24 protein-coding genes are annotated in these 23552 nt (G+C 50.2%); 6 read left to right on the forward strand and 18 right to left on the reverse strand.

Annotated features, from left to right (window positions below):
* Window positions 1-350 precede the first annotated feature (350 nt).
* Window positions 351-1343, forward strand: a complete 993-nt coding sequence (locus AN477_RS24030) for a DUF4349 domain-containing protein (RefSeq protein ID WP_083486561.1) — start codon at window positions 351-353, stop codon at window positions 1341-1343.
* A gap of 197 nt (window positions 1344-1540) precedes the next feature.
* Here the strand turns inward: AN477_RS24030 and AN477_RS21805 are convergent, their stop codons facing one another.
* From AN477_RS21805 to AN477_RS21845, 9 genes are all read right to left on the reverse strand, one after another.
* The gene (locus AN477_RS21805; RefSeq protein ID WP_054971301.1) at window positions 1541-1813 is read right to left on the reverse strand and encodes a YciI family protein; all 273 of its coding nucleotides are present in this window, start codon (window positions 1811-1813) and stop codon (window positions 1541-1543) included.
* A gap of 127 nt (window positions 1814-1940) precedes the next feature.
* Complete coding sequence (locus AN477_RS21810; protein ID WP_083486562.1) at window positions 1941-2909, reverse strand: branched-chain amino acid transaminase; 969 nt, start codon at window positions 2907-2909, stop codon at window positions 1941-1943.
* Window positions 2906-3370 (reverse strand): cupin domain-containing protein, encoded by a 465-nt coding sequence (locus AN477_RS21815; RefSeq protein ID WP_054971302.1) that lies wholly within the window; start codon window positions 3368-3370, stop codon window positions 2906-2908. The genes AN477_RS21810 and AN477_RS21815 overlap by 4 nt, the downstream gene beginning before the upstream one ends.
* Before the next feature lie 291 nt (window positions 3371-3661).
* Window positions 3662-3886, reverse strand: a complete 225-nt coding sequence (locus AN477_RS21820) for a hypothetical protein (protein WP_054971303.1) — start codon at window positions 3884-3886, stop codon at window positions 3662-3664.
* The gene (locus AN477_RS21825) at window positions 3883-4848 is read right to left on the reverse strand and encodes a hypothetical protein (RefSeq protein ID WP_054971304.1); all 966 of its coding nucleotides are present in this window, start codon (window positions 4846-4848) and stop codon (window positions 3883-3885) included. Before AN477_RS21825 ends, AN477_RS21820 begins: the two co-directional genes overlap by 4 nt.
* A complete protein-coding gene (locus tag AN477_RS21830) occupies window positions 4829-5458 on the reverse strand; it encodes a cytochrome b N-terminal domain-containing protein (RefSeq protein ID WP_054971305.1) in 630 nt (209 codons plus the stop codon). Before AN477_RS21830 ends, AN477_RS21825 begins: the two co-directional genes overlap by 20 nt.
* Window positions 5455-5607, reverse strand: a complete 153-nt coding sequence (locus AN477_RS24850; RefSeq protein ID WP_157062117.1) for a hypothetical protein — start codon at window positions 5605-5607, stop codon at window positions 5455-5457. Before AN477_RS24850 ends, AN477_RS21830 begins: the two co-directional genes overlap by 4 nt.
* A 424-nt stretch (window positions 5608-6031) precedes the next feature.
* Window positions 6032-7639, reverse strand: coding sequence for a sodium:solute symporter family protein (locus AN477_RS21840; RefSeq protein ID WP_054971307.1), 1608 nt, complete (start codon window positions 7637-7639; stop codon window positions 6032-6034).
* Between the two features lie 192 nt (window positions 7640-7831).
* Window positions 7832-8305 carry a staygreen family protein gene (locus AN477_RS21845; protein ID WP_054971308.1) on the reverse strand — a complete coding sequence of 158 codons (474 nt, stop codon included), beginning with the start codon at window positions 8303-8305 and terminating at the stop codon, window positions 7832-7834.
* A 259-nt stretch (window positions 8306-8564) separates the two neighbouring features.
* Here AN477_RS21845 and acpP point away from each other — a divergent pair, with 259 nt between their 5' ends.
* Genes acpP through fabL form a run of 5 tightly spaced genes read left to right on the forward strand, consistent with a single transcriptional unit; the run spans window position 8565 to window position 13702 of the window.
* Window positions 8565-8819: an acyl carrier protein gene (acpP, locus tag AN477_RS21850; protein WP_054971309.1), complete on the forward strand. Its 255-nt coding sequence runs from the start codon at window positions 8565-8567 to the stop codon at window positions 8817-8819.
* 14 nt (window positions 8820-8833) lie between these two features.
* Window positions 8834-10495, forward strand: coding sequence for a class I adenylate-forming enzyme family protein (locus tag AN477_RS21855; RefSeq protein WP_054971310.1), 1662 nt, complete (start codon window positions 8834-8836; stop codon window positions 10493-10495).
* The gene (locus tag AN477_RS21860) at window positions 10488-11714 is read left to right on the forward strand and encodes an acyl-CoA dehydrogenase family protein (RefSeq protein ID WP_245631927.1); all 1227 of its coding nucleotides are present in this window, start codon (window positions 10488-10490) and stop codon (window positions 11712-11714) included. The genes AN477_RS21855 and AN477_RS21860 overlap by 8 nt, the downstream gene beginning before the upstream one ends.
* A gap of 3 nt (window positions 11715-11717) precedes the next feature.
* Window positions 11718-12845: an alcohol dehydrogenase catalytic domain-containing protein gene (locus tag AN477_RS21865; protein ID WP_054971311.1), complete on the forward strand. Its 1128-nt coding sequence runs from the start codon at window positions 11718-11720 to the stop codon at window positions 12843-12845.
* Between the two features lie 53 nt (window positions 12846-12898).
* On the forward strand, window positions 12899-13702 hold the full coding sequence (gene fabL / locus AN477_RS21870) for an enoyl-[acyl-carrier-protein] reductase FabL (protein ID WP_054971312.1): 804 nt from the start codon (window positions 12899-12901) through the stop codon (window positions 13700-13702).
* 145 nt (window positions 13703-13847) lie between these two features.
* On the opposite strand, the gene AN477_RS21875 is transcribed toward fabL, so the two are convergent.
* The 9 genes from AN477_RS21875 to AN477_RS21915 all read right to left on the reverse strand — a co-directional run bounded on the left by AN477_RS21875 (window position 13848) and on the right by AN477_RS21915 (window position 23547).
* On the reverse strand, window positions 13848-15056 hold the full coding sequence (locus tag AN477_RS21875) for a D-alanyl-D-alanine carboxypeptidase family protein (RefSeq protein WP_054971313.1): 1209 nt from the start codon (window positions 15054-15056) through the stop codon (window positions 13848-13850).
* A 134-nt stretch (window positions 15057-15190) separates the two neighbouring features.
* The gene (locus tag AN477_RS21880; protein ID WP_157062119.1) at window positions 15191-15985 is read right to left on the reverse strand and encodes a sulfite exporter TauE/SafE family protein; all 795 of its coding nucleotides are present in this window, start codon (window positions 15983-15985) and stop codon (window positions 15191-15193) included.
* A gap of 154 nt (window positions 15986-16139) precedes the next feature.
* The gene (locus AN477_RS21885) at window positions 16140-16757 is read right to left on the reverse strand and encodes a sulfurtransferase TusA family protein (protein ID WP_425388203.1); all 618 of its coding nucleotides are present in this window, start codon (window positions 16755-16757) and stop codon (window positions 16140-16142) included.
* A 29-nt stretch (window positions 16758-16786) separates the two neighbouring features.
* Window positions 16787-17182: a DsrE/DsrF/DrsH-like family protein gene (locus tag AN477_RS21890; protein WP_054971314.1), complete on the reverse strand. Its 396-nt coding sequence runs from the start codon at window positions 17180-17182 to the stop codon at window positions 16787-16789.
* Between the two features lie 455 nt (window positions 17183-17637).
* Window positions 17638-17985, reverse strand: a complete 348-nt coding sequence (qoxD, locus tag AN477_RS21895; RefSeq protein WP_054971315.1) for a cytochrome aa3 quinol oxidase subunit IV — start codon at window positions 17983-17985, stop codon at window positions 17638-17640.
* 2 nt (window positions 17986-17987) lie between these two features.
* Window positions 17988-18599, reverse strand: a complete 612-nt coding sequence (gene qoxC / locus AN477_RS21900; protein ID WP_054971330.1) for a cytochrome aa3 quinol oxidase subunit III — start codon at window positions 18597-18599, stop codon at window positions 17988-17990.
* A 26-nt stretch (window positions 18600-18625) separates the two neighbouring features.
* Window positions 18626-20590 (reverse strand): cbb3-type cytochrome c oxidase subunit I, encoded by a 1965-nt coding sequence (locus AN477_RS21905; protein ID WP_054971331.1) that lies wholly within the window; start codon window positions 20588-20590, stop codon window positions 18626-18628.
* Window positions 20591-20725: 135 nt separating this feature from the next.
* Window positions 20726-21703 (reverse strand): cytochrome c oxidase subunit II, encoded by a 978-nt coding sequence (locus AN477_RS21910; RefSeq protein WP_054971316.1) that lies wholly within the window; start codon window positions 21701-21703, stop codon window positions 20726-20728.
* Window positions 21704-22335: 632 nt separating this feature from the next.
* Window positions 22336-23547, reverse strand: a complete 1212-nt coding sequence (locus AN477_RS21915; RefSeq protein ID WP_054971317.1) for a DUF7309 domain-containing protein — start codon at window positions 23545-23547, stop codon at window positions 22336-22338.
* Window positions 23548-23552 lie beyond the last annotated feature (5 nt).

Consider the following 23552-nt stretch of genomic DNA (forward strand, 5'->3'; position numbering starts at 1 on the left):
TCTTGTCTGTAGAAGCCATCGACGTGCCTCCTCTACTATTTGCTCGTCACCTTTAGTAGATTGCACTCGATGGCTTTCTCGTCAAGATCCAGCCTTGGAATTTACACCACTACATGAGACTCTAACTTGCCTTCCCTAAGCTTTGCATGGTTTCTCCTCCTCAACATTTCTACCGCCCCAACAACTTAAATCCATCCAACTGATACCCAACTTGTTATACGAATCCTCTGGTGAAACGGTTTTAAAAAATTCGTGTGCAGGGGAAATTTTTCTCCGATCACTGTAACCAACGATGCTGGCTTCTGCGTCAGTAGGAGAAAGCAAGTGTTGTAAGTCAGGGAGGAATAGTGTTGAGAACTAGGTGGAGAGGTTGGCGTCTGAACTTTGCAACACGGTTACGAGGAAATTCGAGAGTAGCTCAAGTCATAGGAATCGTCATTGGAATCATGGTATTGGCAGCATTATTTTCTTACGCCGCACACGCTCCGCGCTCCGGTGGCATTGCGGCATCTTCAAGCCAATCTTCCAGCACATCTATGTCGGCTGGCACAACGACTTCAGCGACATCGGGTGCCACAGAGGCGAGTGGCAGTGCCGCTGCGGATTCCAGTGCTTCATACGCTGCACCGTCTGTCGCCCCATCGACCAAGTTTGCAGTCCCCACGAGGGCTTCAGGTCGTCTTGTAATCAAAACAGCGAATATCGATCTTTCGTCCGCGCATCTCAGTGACACGGCAAACGCCATTACCCAGATAACCTCTGCTACCGGGGGCTATGTTCAGTCCATCCAGTCATCTACTCCAAGCCAAGGCCAAGATTTTGAAAGTATGACTGTGAGGGTGCCGGAGCGTCAGTTTCAAGGTGTCATCATCAAGATCCAGTCACTTGGCACGGTGCGCTCGGTTACACAGTCAGGACAAGATGTCACGTCCAATCACAATAACCTGCAGGCGCAGATTTCGGAACTTCAGAGTGAAGCTAAGGCCTACACCGAGTTGTTTGGTAAAGCTGCAAAAATGTCTGACATGCTCCAAATTCAACAGGCTCTGTCTCAAGTTAACAGTCAGGTCTCAAACCTAAACCAGCAACTGCACCAGTTAGACGGCAGTGTTCAATATGCCACAATCAATGTGTCTCTGTACCCTTCCGCCACAGTAATACCCAAGACACCTCAGCCATTTTGGATGGCAGCAGTAAATTCTTTCCACTTCATGATGCGTGTCGGATTTGATTTGCTGAGTGCTCTTGCATGGCTTTTGCCGTGGGTAGTCCCGGTTGGAGTGATTTGGTTCATCGTGCACCTGATTCGACGCAACAACCACCAAAAAGCACAACTCAAGTAAGCCTTCTCTTAAAACACAGGCCTGGGGCTTTAACAGATATGCCCCAGGCCGTTGCTCTTCAACCATGTTTTACAGTGCCGTGATGATGCCGTCGCCCGCGAGAATGGTTTGTCCCGTCATGTATATATTGGCGGATGACCACAGCATCGTAACGAGTCTCTCTACTTCGGCCTACTCACCGCAGCGCCCCGCCCAAGTTAAAAATGAAGCGGCAAGTCGAGTGTCGTCCATGCCCGTAACTCGACTGTCCGTGCACCGGACGTTACAGCTGGATCCGCATTCGCCAGTCGCTTTGCCTCGTCATCTGAATCACAGTCATAGATGACCAACCCGCCTTTTCCATCTGGGAACGGACCTGCTGCAAAGACCTTGCGCTGCTCATACAACTCGCTCACGTACTTGAGGTGTGCCGGGCGAGACGCTTGGTGTTTTTCCTGGTCAATGATGGTCAACGTCGCTAAGTATTTCACATTCCCGCCTCCTTTTGCTTGTCCATCAGTTCCTTGAACGCTTCGCACGGCGGCGAAAAGACATCGATACAGACGCAGCCTTCTGCAGTAGCAGTGTTGGCTTTGGACGAGTCTGCCACTGCCCCGCTTAGGCGTAGACGGGCGTCACCCAGTCCGCATACCTCTCATCCATACCGCGCACAGCCCGGTAATACAGTTCCTGCAGTTGTCTAGTGATGGGGCCGGTCTCCCCGGTACCGACCTGACGGCGATCGACTGAGGTAATCGATGCAATCTGTGCCCCCGTGCCAGCCAAGAAGATCTCATCTGCGATGTACAGCTCCGTGCGGTCAATCGGACGCACATCATAGGCAATTCCAAGGTCTTTCGCAAGCTGAATCACAGCTCGACGCGTGACCCCTTCAAGGATGTCTGAAGTGACCGGTGTTGTTATCAAGACATTGTCTCGTACCATGAAAAAATTAGAAGAGCTCGCTTCGGAAAGTTGTCCGTCGACTGAGAGCATCAGTGCCTCATCGTACCCATCTGCTGTTGCGGCATCGTTTGCCAGTGCGGCGTTGATGTACGCCCCAGTCACTTTCGCGCGGGAAGGAATGATATTATCTGCGATCCGTTGCCAATTTGACACCACAGCAGACAGGCCCTCTGTCTTCACATAGTCACCCATTGCGACCGTAAAGATTGCGACCTCATCCCGTAAACCTGAAAGGGTAACTTTGATGACACGGGCTGCTTTAAAGGCTAGTGGTCGGATGTATACATCCTCTCGATAATTGTTCTTTTCAAGGATCTGTTTGGTGTACGCAAGCAGCTCTTCTGCCGTATATGGGCAAGTAATCTTCAAAATGCGGCAAGAGTTTACAAAGCGTTTGTAGTGTTCGAGGCCTTTCAAAATGTAAAGCTGCTCTGTTTCCCCATTCCAGTAGGCCCGAATACCCTCGAAACAACCTGTCCCATAGTTAAGCGCGTGTGTGGAGATGTTTACATTCGCGTCCTCAAGCGGCATGATCTGGCCTTGAAAAAAACAATAGCCACCTTGAATCTCCTGTTTTGGTGACGGACCCTGTGCTGAATTTTTGGGGTTTGTCTCGCTCATTCCTGGTCATCTTCTTTCTCTGCTTGTTTTTTCAGTGCTTCATCCATCATCACACGGTACCCGCTGCGGGGTGGCGAGAATATATCAAGAGCCAAGCAGGGCTTGTCATAAGTTCTCGCACCATGAGGTACACCTGGCGGAACGATGTAGACATCTCCCTTGCGGATCATTCGTTTCTCTCCGTTGAGCTCAAACTCGTACTCGCCCTCAATCATCGTCCCAATCTGTTCTTCGGGATGTGAGTGAACCGGAGCAACACTGTTCGGCTCCATGTGGACAAAACTCAAGAGAATTTTCTCCCCGAATACAGGTTTCAAGCCGAGCCCTTCCACCACATCAAGTAATGGTACGTCTTTAATGTTCAGAAACTGCGGCTGAAAATCCCCCTGAACTTCCACCACATTTTCGCCAATCTTGAAGTATCCGCCTGTACCTTCTGCCTTATTTTCTTCGTCAGCCATGCGATTACCTCCTATTTGTGTGATCGGCCATGCAGTCCGACGCGCGCTCTCAACACCAATAGCATGCGGGAACCCACGGTTAACCCCCATCGCCACGCGTGTACGGACAGCACTCTGTCTATGTACACGATGAAGTTGCCGATGCCTGTTTCAAACTGGGCTGTAGCTCCCCCAGTTCACTCTTGTATTGTATATTGAATTCTAATTGACATGTTAGACTTTTCTCACTTCATCAAACCACCAATGGTTGAATCTAAAGAAGGCCCTCGATGCATCGTATTGCCTCTTCGCTCAAGGTTGTTTCGTTTTACGAAAGTCTTTCCGGTACATACGAGCGAAGGCAAGGGGTGTGCCCACGGTGATGACACCTGACACAAGCAGTACTCCGCCGACAATCCCCTTCACCACACCGCCGCTCGTCAAACTTTGGTAGACAAGGTTCATGCCGATGATGCCCACAAATGACAGGACGAGGGCGAGCCAGATGGGCGGCATCAAGATAGAACGGTTTTTCAATGTTTGTTCCCTCCTTTGCGGGTCTCTTGGTAGTAACTGCGCCAGATCAACCGGTAGACGCCCAGCATTCTTGGTATCGATCGCAGCCCTGGAATAAACGGGACCAAGATGAGAACGAATGTCACTAAGAAAACGGTCAAAACGACTAGTAAGTCCGCTGCGCTCGAGTTGTTAAACGGCGGAATCTGATAGAGGAGGGTATAGTACCAGAGCCAAACGGCACCAGGGTAGTTCCCCGTCTCCTTGATAATCCCCCACTCGTCGCCAGTCATATCAAGCTTATCCGCGTACAGGGCATCTGGCTGACCTTGCAACAACAACAGCGACGTCGTTCGATCTGTTGACGGCATTGGCCCCCCTGCCCCGTCAATGGCAGATTCCAAAAGTCCGCTGTTCGCCAACGACAAGTAGGCGTCCATCAGTTGTGGAAGCGGTCCGTACTGGGACGGATTGCCCGGCCACTGAATACTCGTTGACGTAACCACTGCTTTTTGCAATTGCTTCGACGCTGCGCCTGTCCAAGCTGTCTGCTGTTTCGCAGAGGCGTTGTTCCAAGCTTCGATGGATTGCTTCAAGACAGGGTCAATGGGCAGGATCTTCTCAAGTGGAGCAATGACCTCTTCTTGTGCAGGGTTCATCGGCAACTGTACCCCGGCCCACGATTGCGGAGAGAAGAACCCCAAACTTTGTGCCGCACCAGGTGTATTGGTGTAGGGAGGGCCGTACGTTGAAATCGGGTCTTGCTTTGACAGGTCATCCAGCGCCGTCTGCACCAGCAAGGAAGGTGCTTGCTGCGATACTTGCTTGGCTGTCAGAGGTGGAACGTCGGGTGTTGAGAACACCACAGCCAAAATAATGACAAGTACACCAATAATGCCGAGAGCAACCAGCATCTCTCGAACGAGATCGTACGGCTTCTGTGGATATCGGTCATTGGCGTAGTCACGAACGGGGTGATTCATTCGGGCCAGCTCCTTCCTCATTGGGGAGCGGTTCTACAACCCCGTGCTTGCGAACAAGCAGAATGTGAAACGCCAAAAAGAAGACGAGAACCAGCGGAATGACAAAGATATGCAACCCATACATCTGACCGAAATTCAAGAGATTAAAGAAACCGCCAACCCCGGTCGCGTTAATCGCATCCTTCCCCTGCACCCCAATCCACTGGGAGTCGAAGTTGTTTTGCGACAGATACCCGGTCAGCCCGGCAACAATCGATACCAAGAACAGGACCCAACCGCCAATCCAAGTCCAGTGTCGCCCCCCGCGCCACGCAGCCATCATAAACTGGGCCCAAAGGTGCAACACCATAAAGAAAAAAAACGCCTGCACAGACCAAAAGTGCATACTGTTGAAAAAATGCCCGACAGGCGAAACATGCCACCACTGTGGTCCAAAAATGGCCAGAACGGTACCTGTGACAATCAACCAGACGAATGACCCAAGCGTCAGGATGCCAAACATGTACACATAAGAATTAACGTAGATCGGAAGCGTATCGGGTAAGAGATGGTCCATCGGAACGTTGTTCTCAATCCAGTCTCGCATGGTTCGAGTCAAGTTTTTACTCATTTATCTCGACCTCCCGGGAATGGGATGACAAGAGCAAGGACAAAAACAATGACCATCAAGGCAACGACAATTAAATCCGCTGCCGATAGGTTCAGCCAGTCAAAATGCCATGCCCATCCGGCATGAATAGGAGGTTGCAGCTGATTCACGCGGTTCTCTCCTTTCAAACTGTCAGAAAGTCAACCCAGAAAATAGAATGAAGAGTTAAATCACACGTCTAGGAGTGGAGTTCTCAGATGGAGAGATGAGCATGTGCGAAACCGACACAATAGGTTTTGGTATCGTGGGAACAATGCGTTAGGTCTCTTTGACATGTCAGCTGATGATTTCGTGGGAGCTGTCACAAGCGGAATAGAGCACGGTATTATGGAACCTGGCCTGGCAATAAGTCGCTCTGACAGACTTATCGCCAGAATTTCAGCCTTGGCAGGCGTTGACTAGCAAACACGATAATTGTCGTAACCAATTGATATTGGTAAGTTACTGTCGTTATACCAGTTATTATAATGGGAAGTTCACAAAAACGCGAGGATTATACGAACTATTTTAAAACTTTCGCCGAACTAGGAAGCGCTATGCATTTACTGCAACGTTCGTTTGCTCCACTTGACCGACCGACTCCTCCCCGGTCTGCGTCAACATCATGATCGCAAAGAACCAGAACAAAATCCCTAGGAAGAGGTCTGCCCCAAACAGCGATTGAAGCGAAACGTGTTTCAGGAAAACACTGAGTGCAAAGAACACGGTACCGACTATGGCAAACCCGATACCTAACCATCTCTTTATACGCTCCTGACTCAATCGAATGTTGCCGCGGTTCTCGAGTAGTGTTCCTGCAATAATGACCAACATGGAGATACCGGTACCCACCCACATTGGGTTTATGTCGAGGGCAAACCGGGTCGCGGAAAAGTCTGTCACGGCATTCCAGCCAAGCCCACTCGCAACACCAAGGATCATCGATGCAAAGACCGTTCTTTCTCGGACGGCGGGCCATAGCAAGAAGGAGATGGTGGGGCCGACAACGGCAGCATTTCTCAAGGTCAGACCAAAGACTGCCCACCACGCCAACTGACCGGGTCTGGCAAGAGCGTAGACAACGATAAAGACGCCCTGAATGAGCATCGATAAGCGCGTAAAGTTACGGACTGCCACCGCATTATGAGACAGTCCTTTACGGTTAAAGAAATCAAGGCCAAAACTCGAAGCACCGGAAAACATCAGAGGGGCACACCAGATGAGTGCTGCCGCCCAAAAGCCGAGACCAACCACAACAACAGCCCAGTGTGGTGCAACGAGTCGCAAATACACCGGAAACGCAAGTAAGCCGCTGTTCGTAAATTCAACGTGTTCTCGTGCAGCCATTCCAAGCAGTGCAGGAACAATCGCGAAAACGAGCAGGGCTCCTGACGACAGGTAAACACCCAGTTTTCCTTTGCGAACGTCTTTAGCGGCTGCAATCGTCTGAAATTCTGCTTGAGCGCTGACCGAATTCAAGATATTCATGCCAAACCAAACGAGAATCGTGCCAACGCCCGCCCCCATCAGTCCATGAAATTGCGATTGATGCGGTACAGGAATAGACATGACCGAGTGGTTCTTCAAACCGTAATACGCAGCTACAGCAAGGCCAAGCGTAAATATTGCCAGATTTGCGACCTGCACATAGGCGAGTGACCAGAGCCCACCGAGGGATACATAGATAATGACCAACACCGTCGTGGCAATCAGGACGGTAGCCAAGTTCCACCCTGCCATCACGTGCAGAAACGACGCAGCTGCCAGCACATTCTTCATGGCAAAAATCGGGAACGTAAGACCAATTACGAGGGCCGCGAAGTCGCGGGCTTTTGTGCCGTACCGACGCCCTATCAGATTTGAATTGGTCAAATAACCGATTTTACGAAAGGGACGCAACCAGATAGATGCCACCAACAATGACGATACAATCGTTGAGATACCATACCAGATCGCGGACAAACCGGATACGTATCCGGTATCAAGTTCAACCGAGAACATCGATGCTCCCCACATGGCAGTCATCATCAAAAAGACATTCCACACTCCGAATCGTCGCCCTCCGTCCAGAAACTGCCCCGCCGACTGCTGCTTGCGCTTGGAGTGCTGACTCAGAAGCAATAACACCAAGGTATAACTCAATATTAATCCGAGAAACCACACTGCATTTATCTCCTTTATATACATCGGAATAATAACGTTAAGATGACTATACAATTTATATCCGAGTTTGTAAATCGGTAAACAGAGTTTTCTGGAACAGAAGACGATAAAAAGGCCGACTCATCGGGTCGGCCTCATGCTTAACGCATCCTGCATCCGGTTGGTGTAGATTTGCCAATCGCGCTGTGGCGGTTAACGGGCGAAATGCCTGTAATCTTTCACTGTTCCAAAATCCTCTGTAGTGTTGTATTTCTCTTGGTGAGACTGAAAATGGACTCGTATGTCAGCATCCTCTAAAACGGGGTGTTTCCGCAAAAGATACTCTTCCGCGTAAGTAATCCCTTCAAGAACAAGTGGCATTTCTCGATGTAAAATCTTGTTTCTCCACTTTGCACTCCCGATGACACGCCCACCGCTGACATGCACATAAATCTCCAGGAGATAAGAGTCCCCCACCTCTTTCCACTCACCGAGCACTTCATCGCGCATCAACCGAGCGTAGATCCCCTTCAGTTGGTCGTGGTTATAATCAGGCCCGATGGTTAAGTACAGGTCACCGGTTCGATCCGAATGGGTCAGCGTATATCGACGTGGCACAATCGGCCCTTCAGGTGTTGAGCCTGTCATGAAACGGACATGCAATTTCTCTGGTTTTAGCCGTGGCACAAGTTCCCCTCCAAATGGAAGTCTCGAGATATTGTATCCGCAGTTGCGGAGATCGGTGAAAAAACGGACGCTCAACTGCATTGTCTAAAGAACGTCTCTCAGCGCTCTTATATTTCACGTGAGGATACCCGGTTTCTTGTTCAGGAAAAATCGAAGTGATATGCTTTTTTGGAATCCTACTCCATTACCTCTCTCGAGTTACTTACTTCTGGTTGCGAGTCAACAGCGCAACAAACTTTAATATTGGAGATGATGATTGGTGGCAAATCCACTCACGAAGGAACAAATCGCAGAACGGGTACGCAACGTAGTAGTGAACTACCTGCAGGTCACAGCAGAATCTGTGACACCCGACAGTCACTTTGTTGATGACCTCGGTGCAGACTCTCTTGATTTGACTGAACTAGCCGTGGCCTTTGAGGACGAGTTTGATCTGGAAATACCAGATGCCGACTTTGGGCAGTTAGCCACTGTTGCTGGTGTAGTGGCATATCTAGATAAACGCCTCCATTAAGGAGATGACAGAAAATGATATATTTTCCAGGTATGATTCTGACCGAACAGCGGGCCAAGTCGTATCTGGAGCAAAAGGTATGGACGGAAGAGTCCTTTATCGATGTGCTTCAGGCGGACGTACGGAAGTATCCGCATTACCTGCATAAGGATGAAAAGCGGAGTCTTACATACGAAGAGCTATGGCAAGAGGTCAACTCCACTGCGGCCTCCCTGTACCAACTGGGTGTCAGAAAGGGCGATAAGGTCGCCATTCAATTGCCAAACTGTCTGGACTACGTCGTGGCAGTCTTTGCAGCCGGAAGGATTGGTGCAGTGGCTGTTTTACTGCAGGTCGATCTAGGGCTGCAAGCCTTGCAGTATAGTTTATCGAAAGCTGAAGTTTCGGTCTGGATTGGACCCGACAGTTTTCGGGGCGAACCCGTGTTTGAAACCGCGAAGACCATTCAACCCGACCTGCCCCATTTAAAGCACCTCGTCCTTCAAGGAAATCAGACTGCTGCGCCTTCCGATGTTTTGACCTTCGAACAGCTGCGCTCGACAAACGCCTATCTTTCCCCAGCAGAACTAAGCGCGAATCAGCCATCAGCACTCGATCCGTTCATCATGGTGTTTACCTCAGGAACCACGGGTTCGCCTAAAGGTGTTGTTCAATTGCATGCAAACTACTTGTGGGCATCCCGTGCGTATGCAAGTGTATTTAGATTCCGATCCGGTGAGGCCACGCTTGACGTCGCCCCCATCTGTCATCAAACCGGAATGCTCGCCGGCGTCATGATGCCGATTGCAACCGGGGGACGAGTATTGCTTCTCGACCGATTCTCTGCACCGCGCTTGCTCAAATGGGTTTCAGACGAGCGCCCCTCGTACATTGTCGGTGCCCCGCCCCACGTGATACACGTCGCAAATGCACCAGGGCTGACAGATACAGATACTTCATCGGTAAAGCTGTTCATCTACGCTGGAGCCCCCGTACCAAGTGCCATCTTGCAGAGGCTTCAGGAAAACACGGGGATTACGGTCGGTGCCATGTTTGGCTGGACAGAAGGGTTTCTCGCCACCAGTACGCGGCCTGATGATCCGATTGAAGCCATCAGCAGCACAGTCGGTTTCGCAATTCCCGGGACAGAAGTGAAACTCGTAGACGAGCATGGAAACGAGGTTGCACAGGGTATGCCAGGGGAGATGTGGAGCCGTGGGCCAAACTTCAGTGCCGGCTACTACCACAATCCCGAGGCCGCTGCCAGACAGTGGGATACCGATGGATGGTTTCACTCCGGAGATTTGCTGCGACAAGACGAAAACGGGCGGTACGTGTTCATGGGCCGTGCGGACGACATCATTAACCGGGGCGGCACAAAGGTCGATCCGAAGGCAGTTGAAGATGCATGTGCCCTCCATCCATCGATTGAAAACGTAGCTGTTGTCGGCGCGCCGGATGAAACACTCGGACAACAAACCGTTGCGTGTATTGTTCTAAAGGAAGGTTTCAAGCCGTTTCAAGCAGCTGAATTGCGCAATTTCCTCAGTCAACACGGGCTGGCAAAGTTTCAATTTCCCGATCGTCTTATATTCCTCGATGCGTTGCCTTTAACCCATTCAGGAAAAATCAAAAAGAAAGATTTACGCCGACAACTTCAAGACGACGAACTTTTTGGAGGAGAACATCGTGGCTGATTCGGAGGAGTTCCCTTTCGACAATACATCGTCGCAGGGTCTTGCGTTACAGGAACGTGCAGAGGCCATTCGTCAGCGCGTTATTCAGTTTCGAGCCGAAGAGGCTGCCGACTTTGCGGAACAAATTGAGCGTACGGGTGAGATTCCCTCCTCACTGTGGGCCAGGTTACGGGAACTCGGATTCTGCCGCCTGACTCTGCCAAAATGGGCAGGCGGTGAGGGGCTGCCATTGTCTCTTTACTTCCCCATCTTAGAGGAGGTTTCCCACTGTCACGGTTCCATCCGCATGATTGTCCATGTGTCAAACAGCATCTGGCGTGCGCTCGAACACGGGCGGGAGACACAGCAGAGATACTGGCTGCCTGCCCTGGCGAGAGGCGATGCACTTGTGGCATTTGCCTTAACTGAGCCAGACAACGGCACAGGGATTGACCTCAAGACCACCGCCACGTACGAGTCTGGAAAGTTTGTTTTACAGGGCAAAAAACACCTCATCACTTTCGCGAAGGAAGCGGATGTCATCATCGTGATCGCGAAAACCGACGCTGAGTTGGGCCGTCAGGGACTTACGGCATTTCTCGTCCCAAAAGGGCGTGAGGGAATGGTCCTAACCTCGATGCCTGAAATGATGGGTGACAAGGGTTGCACCCATGCAGTCATCACGTTTGAAGACTGTGTCGTGACGGAAGATGAAGTACTTGGCGAAGTAGGAAGTGGATTCGATGTTGCAGTACATGGATTTCTGGATCAAAGCCGTGCATGTATTGCCCAGAGCGGCGTTGGGCTCGCACAGGAAGCGCTTGATGTCGCCACAGATTATGTGCGGCATCGCATCACCTTTGGCAAGCCTTTGTCAAGCCGACAAGCGGTACAGATGCGCCTGGCAGAGATGGCGATTGCAGTTCAAGCAGCCCGACTTTTATGCCTTGATGCCGCGGCCAAATTCGATGCGGGCGAAGACATATCCGTCGCGGCTGCGATTGCCAAGGCGAACGCCATTAAAATGGTTGGTGAGGTTACAGATGCTGCCTTATCCTTATTTGGCGGTATTGGATACGCGGTTGGCAGCCCTATCGAACGGCTGTACCGGGATGCCCGCTCACTATGGTTTGAAGAGGGAACCATCGAGACACAAAAAATGACCATCGTCGAGAAACTCCTTGCAGAAGCACGAAAGCGCGAACGGCGGGCTAAGGCAACGAAAGTCGAGGAGTCATGAGGGATGCGGGCCGCCGTCTTCCATCCTGACACAGGAATCACCGTGGGGCCTGTTCCGGAACCGATCCTTCAACCGGGTGAGGCGTTAATTGCCATTGAGGCCTGTGGGGTGTGCGGTTCGGACAAGCAAGTTGTGGCTGGTGAACCCGCCCCAAAAGGCACGGTGTTTCCAGTCATCCTTGGGCATGAAATTGCGGGGAGAATCGTTGCACTGGGAGATCCACTGGATCTCCCAGCTCCCGAGGGTAAATCCGCCACAATACACGATACTCGCGGCCAACGTGATGCTCCCGCCGATCGAACATCTCCTGGGCATATCACACCTGTGCGCTCTACGATTGGGGACGAGGTGCTGGTGTTCCCATTTATCCCCTGCGGCACCTGTCGGCAGTGTGAACGGGGGTCTGAAAACTTATGTACTCGCCAGATACTCGTCGGCTACCAACGTTCGGGTGGCTACGCAGAACGGATCGTCGTTCCAAGCAAGGTGCTGTTAAAGCGGCCCCCGAGTATCCCTGCAGCCGCGGCAGCGCTGCTCGTGGATGCGTTTGCAACCCCTTTTCACGCGTTATCCAACCACGGTGGAATTCAGGACACTGACTACGTGATTGTGATAGGTACGGGGGGAACGGGTTTAGCGGGCTTGATGTTGGCCAAGGCGATGGGAAGCCGATCAGTAGGAGCTGTCACACGAAGAGACAGCGCCTCCGACGCGGCCATAAATGCCGGCGCGGAAATGGTTTGGGTCCATCGCGATGAACGACGCGTTGCACGCGAAATTCGGCGTTGGTCAGAGGGCGGCGCAGACATCGTACTCGATACGGTTGGCAGCCGTGAGTCCGTAGAGTTTGGCCTCAGCTTTGTACGTCCGGGGGGCAGACTGTGTGTTATTGGAATGGGGCCTGGCGAAGCAAGTGTCCTTATCGCGAAGGCGGTAAGGCTCGCGGTCACAATCGCTGGCAGTTTCGGATCCACAAAGAGAGATGTAGAGCAGTTGATTGCTCTCACAGAAAGCGGACGGTTGAATCCTGGGAGGCTCGTTGGCGAAACCTTTTCACTCCAGCAGATAAAGCAGGCCTTTTTGCCAAACACACTATCTGGCCGGGCGGTCATTGTTCCCGGACAAGCATAAACAGAACACCTGCGTCCATGATAACTTGATTCTTTTTTAGGAGGTGAGCGTTTATGGCCAGTGAGCACACCGAAGTGCATAACCCAGCAGCTGCGCCACTGCAACGCTATCTAGGTAAAGTGGTCTGCGTGACGGGGAGTTCACGCGGCATCGGTCGTCGAATGGCGCTGCGCTTCGCAGCGGAAGGTGCGGATGTCATCATCCATTACTTCCGAAACGGTGATGCTGCACGTGAAGTTGTGGCGGAAATTGAAAAGATGGGTCGGACCGCACTTCTCGTTCGAGCAAACCTTGCGCAGGAGGAGAAGGTACATCAGCTTTTCCAGACTATCGAAGAACACTACGGACGGCTCGATGTGTACGTTCACAATGCAGCATCGGGGCGAAATCGGCCCGCTCTTGATGTGGATTCCAAAGGATGGGATTGGACTGTCAATGTCAATGCTCGCTCTTTTCTGCTTGGAGCGCAACATGCAGCCCGCTTAATGCCTCCGACAGGCGGGGCCATGTTAGCCATCTCGTCATTTGGGTCAGACCGGGTCTTCCCATACTACACATCCGTTGGAGCCACAAAGGCAGCCATTGAATCGTTGGTTCGTTACTTCGCCATTGAACTAGCAGACAGAAAAATTAATGTAAATGCCATTTCAGCGGGTGCTGTGGTGACGGGTGCTTTAGAGCACTTTCCCGAAATTGAAAAAACCTGGGCGAAAATTGAGGAAAAGATCCCGTATCATCGAATGGTCAATGCGGATGACGTAGCCAATCTCGCTTTGTTTCTCTGTTCCAGGGAAGCTGAGATGATCCGTGGGCAGACCATTAAGCTCGACGGCGGCCTGACGCTGTTAGTTCCATAAACGCGATGCCGGATAGTGTCTCCCTGAGTTCCCAGAGAGACGCTGTCCGGCATCGGTCTTTAACACAAGGTATTGTGCAACATACTCATACGTCAGTCAGGTTATTACATCAACCTCACATCAAACCTCTAACCTCGCATTACGCTCACAGCTTAAACGAAAGTTTTGAAGGCAGCTTCATACCTCTCAGCACTTTCCACTTTAACGAAGGTTTCTGCGTTGCCGCGGATTGTTGCAACGGGATGCTCATCTGCTGATCACCCACTTGCATTTCAAGCTCATACTGTGTGCCATTTTTCGTTTGTGTGCTGATGAGTTTTCGGTGAATCGGCAATCCTGGAAAGCTGAGATAGGACACTGATTTTGCGGTAACAAGTGGAATCGACCCTTGCCAAGGCACGTTCACTTGTCCCACCACGGTTCCTTGAGCAACAGAACCGACTGTGACCTCCTTTGAAGCGTCTTGCAAAATCGAGCGACTGGCATTGAGTGCTGACATCAACATGGGAGTCCCTTGTTGTCCCAAGACACTGCCAATTAACAAAACCTTTTTGCCGCCGACTTTGTCATAGGTTGCAGATACAAAACAACCTCCGGCTTGCGGCGTGCTGCCCGTCTTAATACCGACGATGCCGTAATGCCCCACATAGTAGTCGACGTTGAACACTGGCCCTGTGGAGCCTGGCAACGTCGCCTGTGCAGTGTCAACAATGCTTCGAAAAACTGGGTTTTGCATCGCAACTTCTGCAAGCTTGAGTTCATCTTTTGCCGTGCTGACCGTGCTCGCACTGACACCGGATGCATCAGCGTATGTGGTGTGCGTCATTCCGAGCTTCTTCGCTGTCTGATTCATCTCATTGACAAACGCCTGTTCACTGCCATCCGTCCAAACCGCGAGCGTGTGTGCCATATTGTCTCCCGAAGGAAGCAAGAGACCTTGGAGCATCTGCACTTCCGTCCACTTTTGTCCTGCGACAACCTTTACGTATGAATCACCAATGGCTTTGTCATGAACGTACGTGGCAACGTCACTTTGCGTAATCGTATATGTCGGCCCTGACTGGTACATGGTCAACGGATGGTGCTGCAAGACGAGATACGCGGTCATGATTTTCGCTACGCTGCCAATCGGAATTGGCGACTCATTTGCGGTGTCTTTCATAAGTCCGATTCCTTGTACCGCAATTCCCGACTGACCAGCATTCGGCAGTTGAAACGATAGATTGCCAGGAACAGCCGATGTCTGAGGTAGACTCATGGCAACATCGATGTTTGGCAGCGGCCTGAAATAGAGTGCAACGGGTGTGGCAATGATCAGCAGTAAAACGACCAAGCTGATGATTTTAACCTTCATGTAAGTTCCAGTCCTCCTCGAAGCTTTCACAGGGCTGACCTGTACAGTGATAACCATACAATTCTACGAGGGAAATGTTAAGAATATCTTAAGGCATCATGGCAAGGTCGTGGCAATTCTTGCATACCGAAAGATTAAAGAACATGAAATGCAACGAGATTCTTGTACAACATATAACACGCTACCAGAATGATGACCAATGAAAAAATTACCTGTAAGGCGCGTTTCTGTTTCGATATCCGGGTTGCGAGCATCGCACCACCCACGCCTCCGACCAGTCCTCCGATAATGTACAGAACAACCACATACCAATCTACGAGTCCAGATATCGCGTAGGATACGGCTGTTGTCAGACCAAACGTGCCGACAGAAAATAACGAGTTGGCAATCGCTTCGATGAGGCCGATTCCAGCTGAAAAGACCAGCCCCGGAACAATGAGAAATCCGCCTCCGATACCGAAGAAACCGGCGATGGCACCCGTGGAAAACCCGACTGGAATCACCCTTCCAGGCTTGACTTGGCCGCTGTTTTCAGCGCTTTGGGCCGTCTCTTTCCGAGGTCGTAACATGAGAAGTGCAATCACAATCATCAAGATGGCAAACAAGAACAGGATGGCGTTGTCGTTCACCATTTTTCCAAAAATCGACCCGACGTACGCACCGATAGCTCCCGGGACTGCAAACAAGATCGCGAGCTTCCAGCGCACATGCCCCGCACGCCAGTGAGGGATGAGATTCATAAACGCATTGACGGACACGGCTAGAGCAGTGCTGCCAATGACCACATGCGGATCGTGAAGACCAACCAGATACAACAAAAGCGGGACTGCAAGAATAGACCCGCCTCCCCCAATCAATCCAAGTGTGAACCCAACCACACCGCCGGAGAGAATGGACAAGAGAGACTGAACGATGGACAAGTGGGGCACTGACGAATCACCCTTTCAACGTTAATGACAAAATACCTCTACCGGTATATTGTAAAACGAAAATGTCGCTTTGGAACCTGTGAAAAAAAGAAAGTTAATTCTACAGGTTTCCAAAGCGACAATCGTTACAACCGATATCAAGTTAACCTAGTGTTTACGACTCCTTCGAGTGAGAAGCAGGACCTGAATGCGTGCCGTTCGGTACCTGAATTGGCCCGGTCCACTTCCTCATTCCCTCCACAACATTAAACACTCGATGAAACCCGTGTTCATGCAGAATTTTACAGGCTGTGTCACTCCGGTTCCCCGAATGACAAACAACAAAAATCTTCTGTTGTGCCAGGTGTTGGTGCTCTGTAATCCAATTTTTAATTTGGCCCAAGGGAACAGAAACTGCGGATGGGATGTGACCCGCTGCATACTCCAACGGTTCACGGACATCCAAAAGCTGCACATCCTGCTCCATGGCAGCAAGCAGGGTCTCGTGCGATGCGGTCAGTGGGTGCTTTTTGTCCGGCTCTGTCTGCTCCAACGCTGCTCGCCGAATATAGTGTTTGAAAGTAGGACCATCTTCAACCGTTCCGAGATACTCGTGACCGGTTCGCCGCGTCCAGCTTTGTACGTCTGCCACTGACCCAGGATCCGTTGCCAGCACTTCCAGCACTTGACCTGGGTGTATTTCAGTAATTGCACGCTTTGTCTTTACAATCGGCATTGGGCACGAGAGCCCTTGGCAGTCGACAGTCTTGTTGGCTTCTTGCAAGAAATCTATATTCACGTCTATCCCTCCGTCTGTCAGAATTAAAACGTGAGTGACACGTCAGCGTCATAGGCAAAGTCAAGGAATGTCATTGCTCCCGCCACATCTATGCCATCCATCAAATCTTCCTTGGTTAATCCGAGTACATCCATCGTCATCTGACAGGCGATAAACCTGACACCACTCTCTTGAGCCATTTGAATCATGTCTGTAATTGGCGGTACATTTGCCTTTTGAAGTCCTTCGACATAATGTTGTTTCTCTGCAGGCAGAGTCAATTTTTCGGCAGCGTTGACGTGAATGATGTCGAGCCCGTCAAAAGTGAAAAAAACCTGTACTTCAGCATCAGTGGCTGCTCCAGCTAGAGCAATATTCATGACCTTAAACGCTGTTTCCATACCACCCTGTGATGCAATAATCGCGATCCGCTTACTCATGTCCTTTCCACTCTCCTACTCCGATGTATGTTCTCTTCTTGGATTCTTACCTTTGTATATACCGTATGGCGTATCGCGTTATTTGTACAATTAATGATACAAATCGTCTCAATAAGTAGTTGTTATCCTCGCTGCTTGAGGTGTGCACAATCACTGGCTTGGTCCATCCGCACAATATGGTAAATACTCATATATCCAAGATGATCCTAGATTGGAATTTTGTTTAATTACTGGACTTTAGTTTTTACAATCCGTTCTACGAAAGGGGGAAGCCAGAGAGATGGAAGGCGGGACATGAGAACTTTTGGAGGTTTTCAGACATTACAGATGGTAGTCATATTTTCATTTTTGGAGGGTGTTTCCGACATAATGCAAAAACTGTCCACAGGTCCGGTCCGAAACCGCACTGTGGACAGCTAGAGCATCTCTTACTCAAGAATCAAAATGTGCAGTACTCAAGATACCGCTGATTTAAATGTCATGACCCATATCGTACCCACGACGACCACTGCCGCGAAGAACACACCCGTATAGATAAATATCTTCTGAAACGTGTCTCCGTGAATTCGTTCCGTTAAGTGCATAAACATGAAAAGCTGAACCAACATCTGCAGCACAGCGAGGAAGACAATAATGGTGAGTGTCATCGTCGTCGACAAGTGCAACCTTAATGCTGTTCCGAACGCCAGTGCGGTCAGAACCAAAGAAATGATATAGCCGACGATGTGTTTCCACGGGAACGTCTCGTGATGATGGTTCTGTGGTGATGGTTTTTTGTGCAATTCGGCACTTGACTGCGCCATCTTCAAATCACCTTCCCCGTCAGATATACGGCTGTGAAGATGAAAATCCACACAACATCCAAGAAGTGCCAGTAGAGGCTGACGATGAACATTTTTCGTGAAGTCATTGAATCAATACCCCGACGAGCGATCTGGATAACTACGGATGTCATCCACAGAATACCCATCGACACGTGCGCACCGTGTGTTCCTACCAACGTGAAGAATGCTGTCAGGAACCCTGAGCGTTGCATGGTGGCACCAGCATGAACGTCTGCAACAAACTCCTGTATTTCAAAACCCAAGAACCCGAGACCGAATGCGATGGTGACCAAGAGCCAGGCGATGACTCCTTTTTTGTTACCCCGTCTCATCTCAAAGGTCGCGATTCCACACGTAAATGAAGAGGTTAACAGGAAGAAAGTCTCCCAAGCGAATCCTTTCACATCGTACAACTGCTTCGATGTAGGACCACCCGCCGTCATTCCGTGCATAATAATGTATGTTGCAAATAGACAGGAGAAGAGTACTACTTCAGCAGCCAAGAAAACCCAAAAACCAAGAACGCGCAGGCTTCCGTCTTCTGTGGCAAACTCTAAAGGTACATCGTGCTGAAGTTCGTGCTCGGCTATCATAGCGTGATTCACAGCTGATTCCATCGTCACAGCCTCCCGAGCGCTTTCTCGGTCTTCTCGACAACTGAGACCGGAATGTGATGATAGTAATCAAACTCAAACGAGCGCCAAGCCATGAGGACCAATACGGCCAACAGGCCAAGAACCACTAAGACATACCACTCGAACACAAAACCGAAACCAGCGACGAACATGAATAACCCAATAAGGAATGGGCGTCCGGAACTTTTAGGCATATGGATCGGTTGAATTGTTGGTTCCACAAACTCTTGCTCGAATTTACCGCGTTTGATGTACCACCACTCATCACGACCATGGATGATCGGAGTACGTGCAAAATTGTACTCAGGTGCCGGGGACGGAAGAGACCATTCGAGGGTACGAGCATCCCACGGATCATCAGCCACTCCACGCGGCATGTGACGAACACTCCATACAATTTGATACACCAAGAGAAGAAAACCTACACCCATCATGAAACCGCCAATGGTGGAGATAAAGTTTGGAATCCACCAGCCGAGACCGGACGGATAGGTGTACATTCTCCGTGTCATACCCATGAGTCCGAGTAAGAACTGAGGCAGGAAACAGACGTTAAAGCCAATCACAAACCACCAGAACGCATGTCTACCGCGCCGTTCGTCCAACTGAAAGCCAAACATTTTTGGCCACCAGTAGTAAAGCCCCGCCAACATACCGAAGACGGTGCCACCGACGAGCGTGTAGTGGAAGTGAGCGACGAGAAAGTAACTGTTATGGAACTGGTAGTCAGCAGGCGCAACGGCCAGCATAACACCTGTCACACCACCGCCAAGTACAAATGACGGGATAAACGCGGATGTCCACATCATAGGCAGTGTAAATCGAATTCTTCCTTTATACATAGTAGACAGCCAGTTAAAGATCTTCACACCAGTTGGAATCGCGATGGCCATCGTCGAGATTCCAAAGAAAGAGTTAACCGCAGCGCCGGCACCCATGGTAAAGAAGTGGTGAACCCAGACGCCAAAACTAAGGAACGTGATTGCAACCATCGAGCCCACCATGGCGGAATAGCCAAAGAGACGCTTGCTCGAGAAAGTGCTGACGACTTCCGAGAACACCCCGAACGCCGGCAAGATGACGATATACACCTCCGGATGCCCCCATATCCAGAACTCATTGATGAAGTTCATGGGCATGCCACCGGCTGTGGTAGAAAAGAAGTGAGCACCCGCTATTCGGTCAATCAGCAATTGTGCCAAGACGACCGTTAAGGCCGGAAATGCGAAGACAATCAGTGCTGACGTAATGAGAATTGACCACACAAACATCGGCATCTTCATCAGCGTCATACCAGGCGCCCGCATTTTAAGAATCGTCACAATGAAATTGACACCCGTTGCAATCGTTCCAATACCGGCGATTTGGAGTGCCATGATGTAATAGTTTTCTCCCGGACCTGGATCAAACATCTTCTCAACATATGGCGGATACGATGTCCACCCACCATCTGGAGAACCACCGAAAACAAAAGACACGTTCAACAACATGGCGCCAAAAAAGAACATCCAAAACGAAATAGCATTTAAGTAAGGAAAAGCAACGTCACGAGCACCAATCATGAGTGGCACTGCAACGTTCATCAATCCAATGACAAGTGGCATCGCCATAAAGAGAATCATGATTGTTCCGTGCGTAGTGAAAATTTCATCGTAGTGCTGTGCCGTAAGAAAGTGCTCGTTTGGAAACGCCAGCTGAGTGCGCATCAGGAGAGCATCGACACCACCGCGGAAAAGCATCAGCAGGGCTGCGATGATATACATGATCCCGATTTTTTTATGGTCTACTGTGGTTAACCACTCTTTCCAAAGCCACTTGAACGCTTTGAAGTAGACGAGCACGGCAATGATGCCGATTGATGTGAGACCAATCAGCACATCCGAAATCCAGATGAGCGGCCCTTCTTTCCACATGAGAAAGGTATTCGCAAAGTTCATGAACTGACTCATCAAAACGGGTACCCTCCTTTACATTTAAATCCCTGAAAGTTCACCGACGAAATGTGACTCAAATCACACTCGATTTCTTCTGAATCCATTAAACTCATCACAAGAAGTAGAGCTTTGGAACGACACAAAAGTTGGTTACGAGCCCGACTTACCAGACGATGATCCAGACCCAGTCGATGAGTCACCGGTGCTTTTTATGTCGCTAGGTATGGGCATACCTGCTCGAACCCCTGGCATACCAGTCTTGGACATCGATCCGTTGTATCCGTTCGGGTTCACAAAACCAGCAAAATCCATCGTCCCCACAGTCGAAGGCTGAAGCAGTTTTTTATACTCGGTTGCGGTCAACTTAGGTGAATTTGCCTTAACTTGCTTGACCCACTGTTCAAAGTCAGTTTGTGATTGAGCGGTGACGTTGAATGTCATGTGGGCGAAGCCCTTACCGGAATATTGAGCACTACGACCGAGATAAGTACCTGGAGAATCCGCCTGCAACCATAGACCCAAGTCCTTTCCAGGCATATCCATCTCCATACCGCCTAACGCAGGAATCCAGAAAGAGTTCATAGGACCGATAGCAGTTAACTGAAAATCCACTGGTTGCCCAACCGGAATCTCCAGGTGATTAACCGTCTCAATTCCGTACTGCGGATACGCGAAAAGCCATTTCCACTCGGAGGATGCAACATAAATCACAACAGTTTGTTTCGATGGATTTGGATTCGTGTTGGACTTTGCCGCAACAGTCGGTGTTGGTGGCTTCAGCAGTTTAAATGTGACTATCACTGTAGGAATAGCGATTGCAACAACAATGATAATCGGAATAACAGTCCAAATTGTCTCCAACAACGTGTTCCCATCTGTCTCAGGCGGGACATACCCCTCGTTCTCGGGCTTAGCGCGGTACTTGACCATGATCCACGCAAAAAGCGCGAACACGATGAATGCAACAATCGCCATCAGAATGAACGGAAACACTATCAACTTGAGTTCTTCTTGTCCTACTGGTCCCTTTGGTTGTAAAACTGGGACTTGGACTCCACAGCCGGTCAATAGAACAACCAGGATAGCCGACGTGATCCCGGTCTTGAGCCAGCGTCTCGTTCGACGCATATATTCTCCCCCCTGTTCCCTCAGCAAAACTTAATGCACACACCGCACCTTTGCCTAGTGCCCCCGTAAGGTACGGTCTGTGCCCAAGGAACAGTATACAGGTTGAGTAACTGCGTTTGTCGAGGGCTCAAGGGGTGTGTTCATGATTCGTTCATCTAGTGTTCACAATCCGTTCACACAATTTATGGCTGCGCGAAGCAGATCAGGGGATGTGCGAAGCACCCTATCCTTCTCATCTCAATACTCCATCCGCTATAAAAAACGAACCACCACAGATTTGCAGCAATCTGCAGTAGTTCGTATCCCGACTTATTATGACTTGTTCCAGTGTAACCTCATATTTGAAGTTTTCTCTCTCTACGCTTCATTGAGATAAGCACGCTGTGATAAGTACGCTTCTTGAAAGGCAAACGTTTACGACGGTTGGATAGTCGGACGAACCAGTATTTCATTGACCGACAGCCGTTCAATCGTCGCACCAGACTTTCCGTTTCTCCAGGACCCATTCCAAGGATCAATGTGTGATCTTCATCAATGTTGGCGGTTCCGGTCTTTGAGATAGTCCATGCTTGCCACTTCAAGATCGGTATCTATCCATGTATCCCATTCATTGAGGAACTCTCGTAAATATTCTAGCTCATGAATTCCCTCATACCTTCCCTGGCCATGACGACCCCTGGAAGGTAGTCCGTCTCAAGCACCTCAGCGGCGATAGCCTGCGCTACGGACAAAAGCAACCGCCCCACACTGCTGCGACAAACAACCACCTGTTCTGGATAAATTTCATGTTGCTCCATTGCTGCAACAAACTGCTCTACAAAATCGGATGAATCTACGTCGTGTTCTCCCGGATAAGCAGCTAAAACCATACCCGATCCATGGTGAACACATAGCATCAGGCGAGGAAAATAAGGCCTTTCCCCTTCATAAACGGAAAACGGAGCATACGAGATGTCCACCTCCCACGCACCTGAAGGTTTTGCCTCTTTCGTAACCCGCTTCAAACGAATCTCGCTCACCTGACTAATTGGTTGCAAAAAGTCGGTTTTCATCTCATCTTCAAGGCATGGCCATGTCCGCCACTCATCGGTCCATGTACCAACTTTTCCATCGTGGATATGCACTCGTGTCAGAATGCAGCCTGGTTTTTCGTCGAGAAGCTCTGGATTATCCTTGATCCGCTGACCGACACGTGCAGCTTGTTCCAGGGCTTGAGTCAAAAAGCGACACTCCCCAGAATCTAGAAACCAAGGCACACACCCCGGCTCATGGCTTCTTACGACAGGCCACGACTGCTTTCCACGGAAACGCAGTCCAAGCGACTGAAATATTTTTTTGTCTCGTTTGTCTACATCCCTACTGCCTTCAAAGGAAGCCATAAGAGCCTTTTGGCCTAAGAACACGTCCGGATCATCGGCCAATCCCAGCCCGTCTCCCTCCATATCCCGGACGCTAATACGCCGATATGACAGAAGCCCCTTTGCCCCACGATACACACCCAGGGCGTGAAATTCGCCCCCGGCACCCATCACGCTGCAGTACCCTACTTCTCCGGACTCAGGGTCAACCACTGCGAACATCTGATCCTCGAACATCCAATGCCATGGTGCCAAGTCACGAAAAGCTATTGCCGCCGCATAGAGATGTTTCCACTCATTCAGTGTCGGCTGAGAACCCGAGGAACTCACAGAGCTTACATGACCACCATGAATCGAATTCGGTCGTGCTTCTATTTCTGTAGCCTTCTCGTCGGATTCCTCTATACTACCCTTCGTTTCCTCATCAAACAGAGGGCGTGTACCGAAGTCACGTTCGGAGTTCTTATCATCAGATTTTTTTCGCACGCTCT

Source organism: Paenalicyclobacillus ferrooxydans (assembly GCF_001399675.1).
GTDB classification, from domain to species: domain Bacteria; phylum Bacillota; class Bacilli; order Alicyclobacillales; family Alicyclobacillaceae; genus Alicyclobacillus_B; species Alicyclobacillus_B ferrooxydans.

Bases quoted from the DNA above. Each gene is read 5' to 3' on its own strand.
- fabL (WP_054971312.1), top strand. From the start codon at position 12,899: ATGGCCAGTGAGCACACCGAAGTGCATAACCCAGCAGCTGCGCCACTG.
- AN477_RS21815 (WP_054971302.1), bottom strand. From the start codon at position 3,370: ATGGCTGACGAAGAAAATAAGGCAGAAGGTACAGGCGGATACTTCAAG.
- AN477_RS21875 (WP_054971313.1), bottom strand. From the start codon at position 15,056: ATGAAGGTTAAAATCATCAGCTTGGTCGTTTTACTGCTGATCATTGCC.
- qoxD (WP_054971315.1), bottom strand. From the start codon at position 17,985: ATGGCGCAGTCAAGTGCCGAATTGCACAAAAAACCATCACCACAGAAC.
- qoxC (WP_054971330.1), bottom strand. From the start codon at position 18,599: ATGATAGCCGAGCACGAACTTCAGCACGATGTACCTTTAGAGTTTGCC.
- AN477_RS21905 (WP_054971331.1), bottom strand. From the start codon at position 20,590: ATGAGTCAGTTCATGAACTTTGCGAATACCTTTCTCATGTGGAAAGAA.
- AN477_RS21890 (WP_054971314.1), bottom strand. From the start codon at position 17,182: ATGAGTAAGCGGATCGCGATTATTGCATCACAGGGTGGTATGGAAACA.
- AN477_RS21825 (WP_054971304.1), bottom strand. From the start codon at position 4,848: ATGAATCACCCCGTTCGTGACTACGCCAATGACCGATATCCACAGAAG.
- AN477_RS21810 (WP_083486562.1), bottom strand. From the start codon at position 2,909: ATGAGCGAGACAAACCCCAAAAATTCAGCACAGGGTCCGTCACCAAAA.
- AN477_RS21910 (WP_054971316.1), bottom strand. From the start codon at position 21,703: ATGCGTCGAACGAGACGCTGGCTCAAGACCGGGATCACGTCGGCTATC.
- AN477_RS21830 (WP_054971305.1), bottom strand. From the start codon at position 5,458: ATGAGTAAAAACTTGACTCGAACCATGCGAGACTGGATTGAGAACAAC.
- AN477_RS21855 (WP_054971310.1), top strand. From the start codon at position 8,834: ATGATATATTTTCCAGGTATGATTCTGACCGAACAGCGGGCCAAGTCG.
- AN477_RS21865 (WP_054971311.1), top strand. From the start codon at position 11,718: ATGCGGGCCGCCGTCTTCCATCCTGACACAGGAATCACCGTGGGGCCT.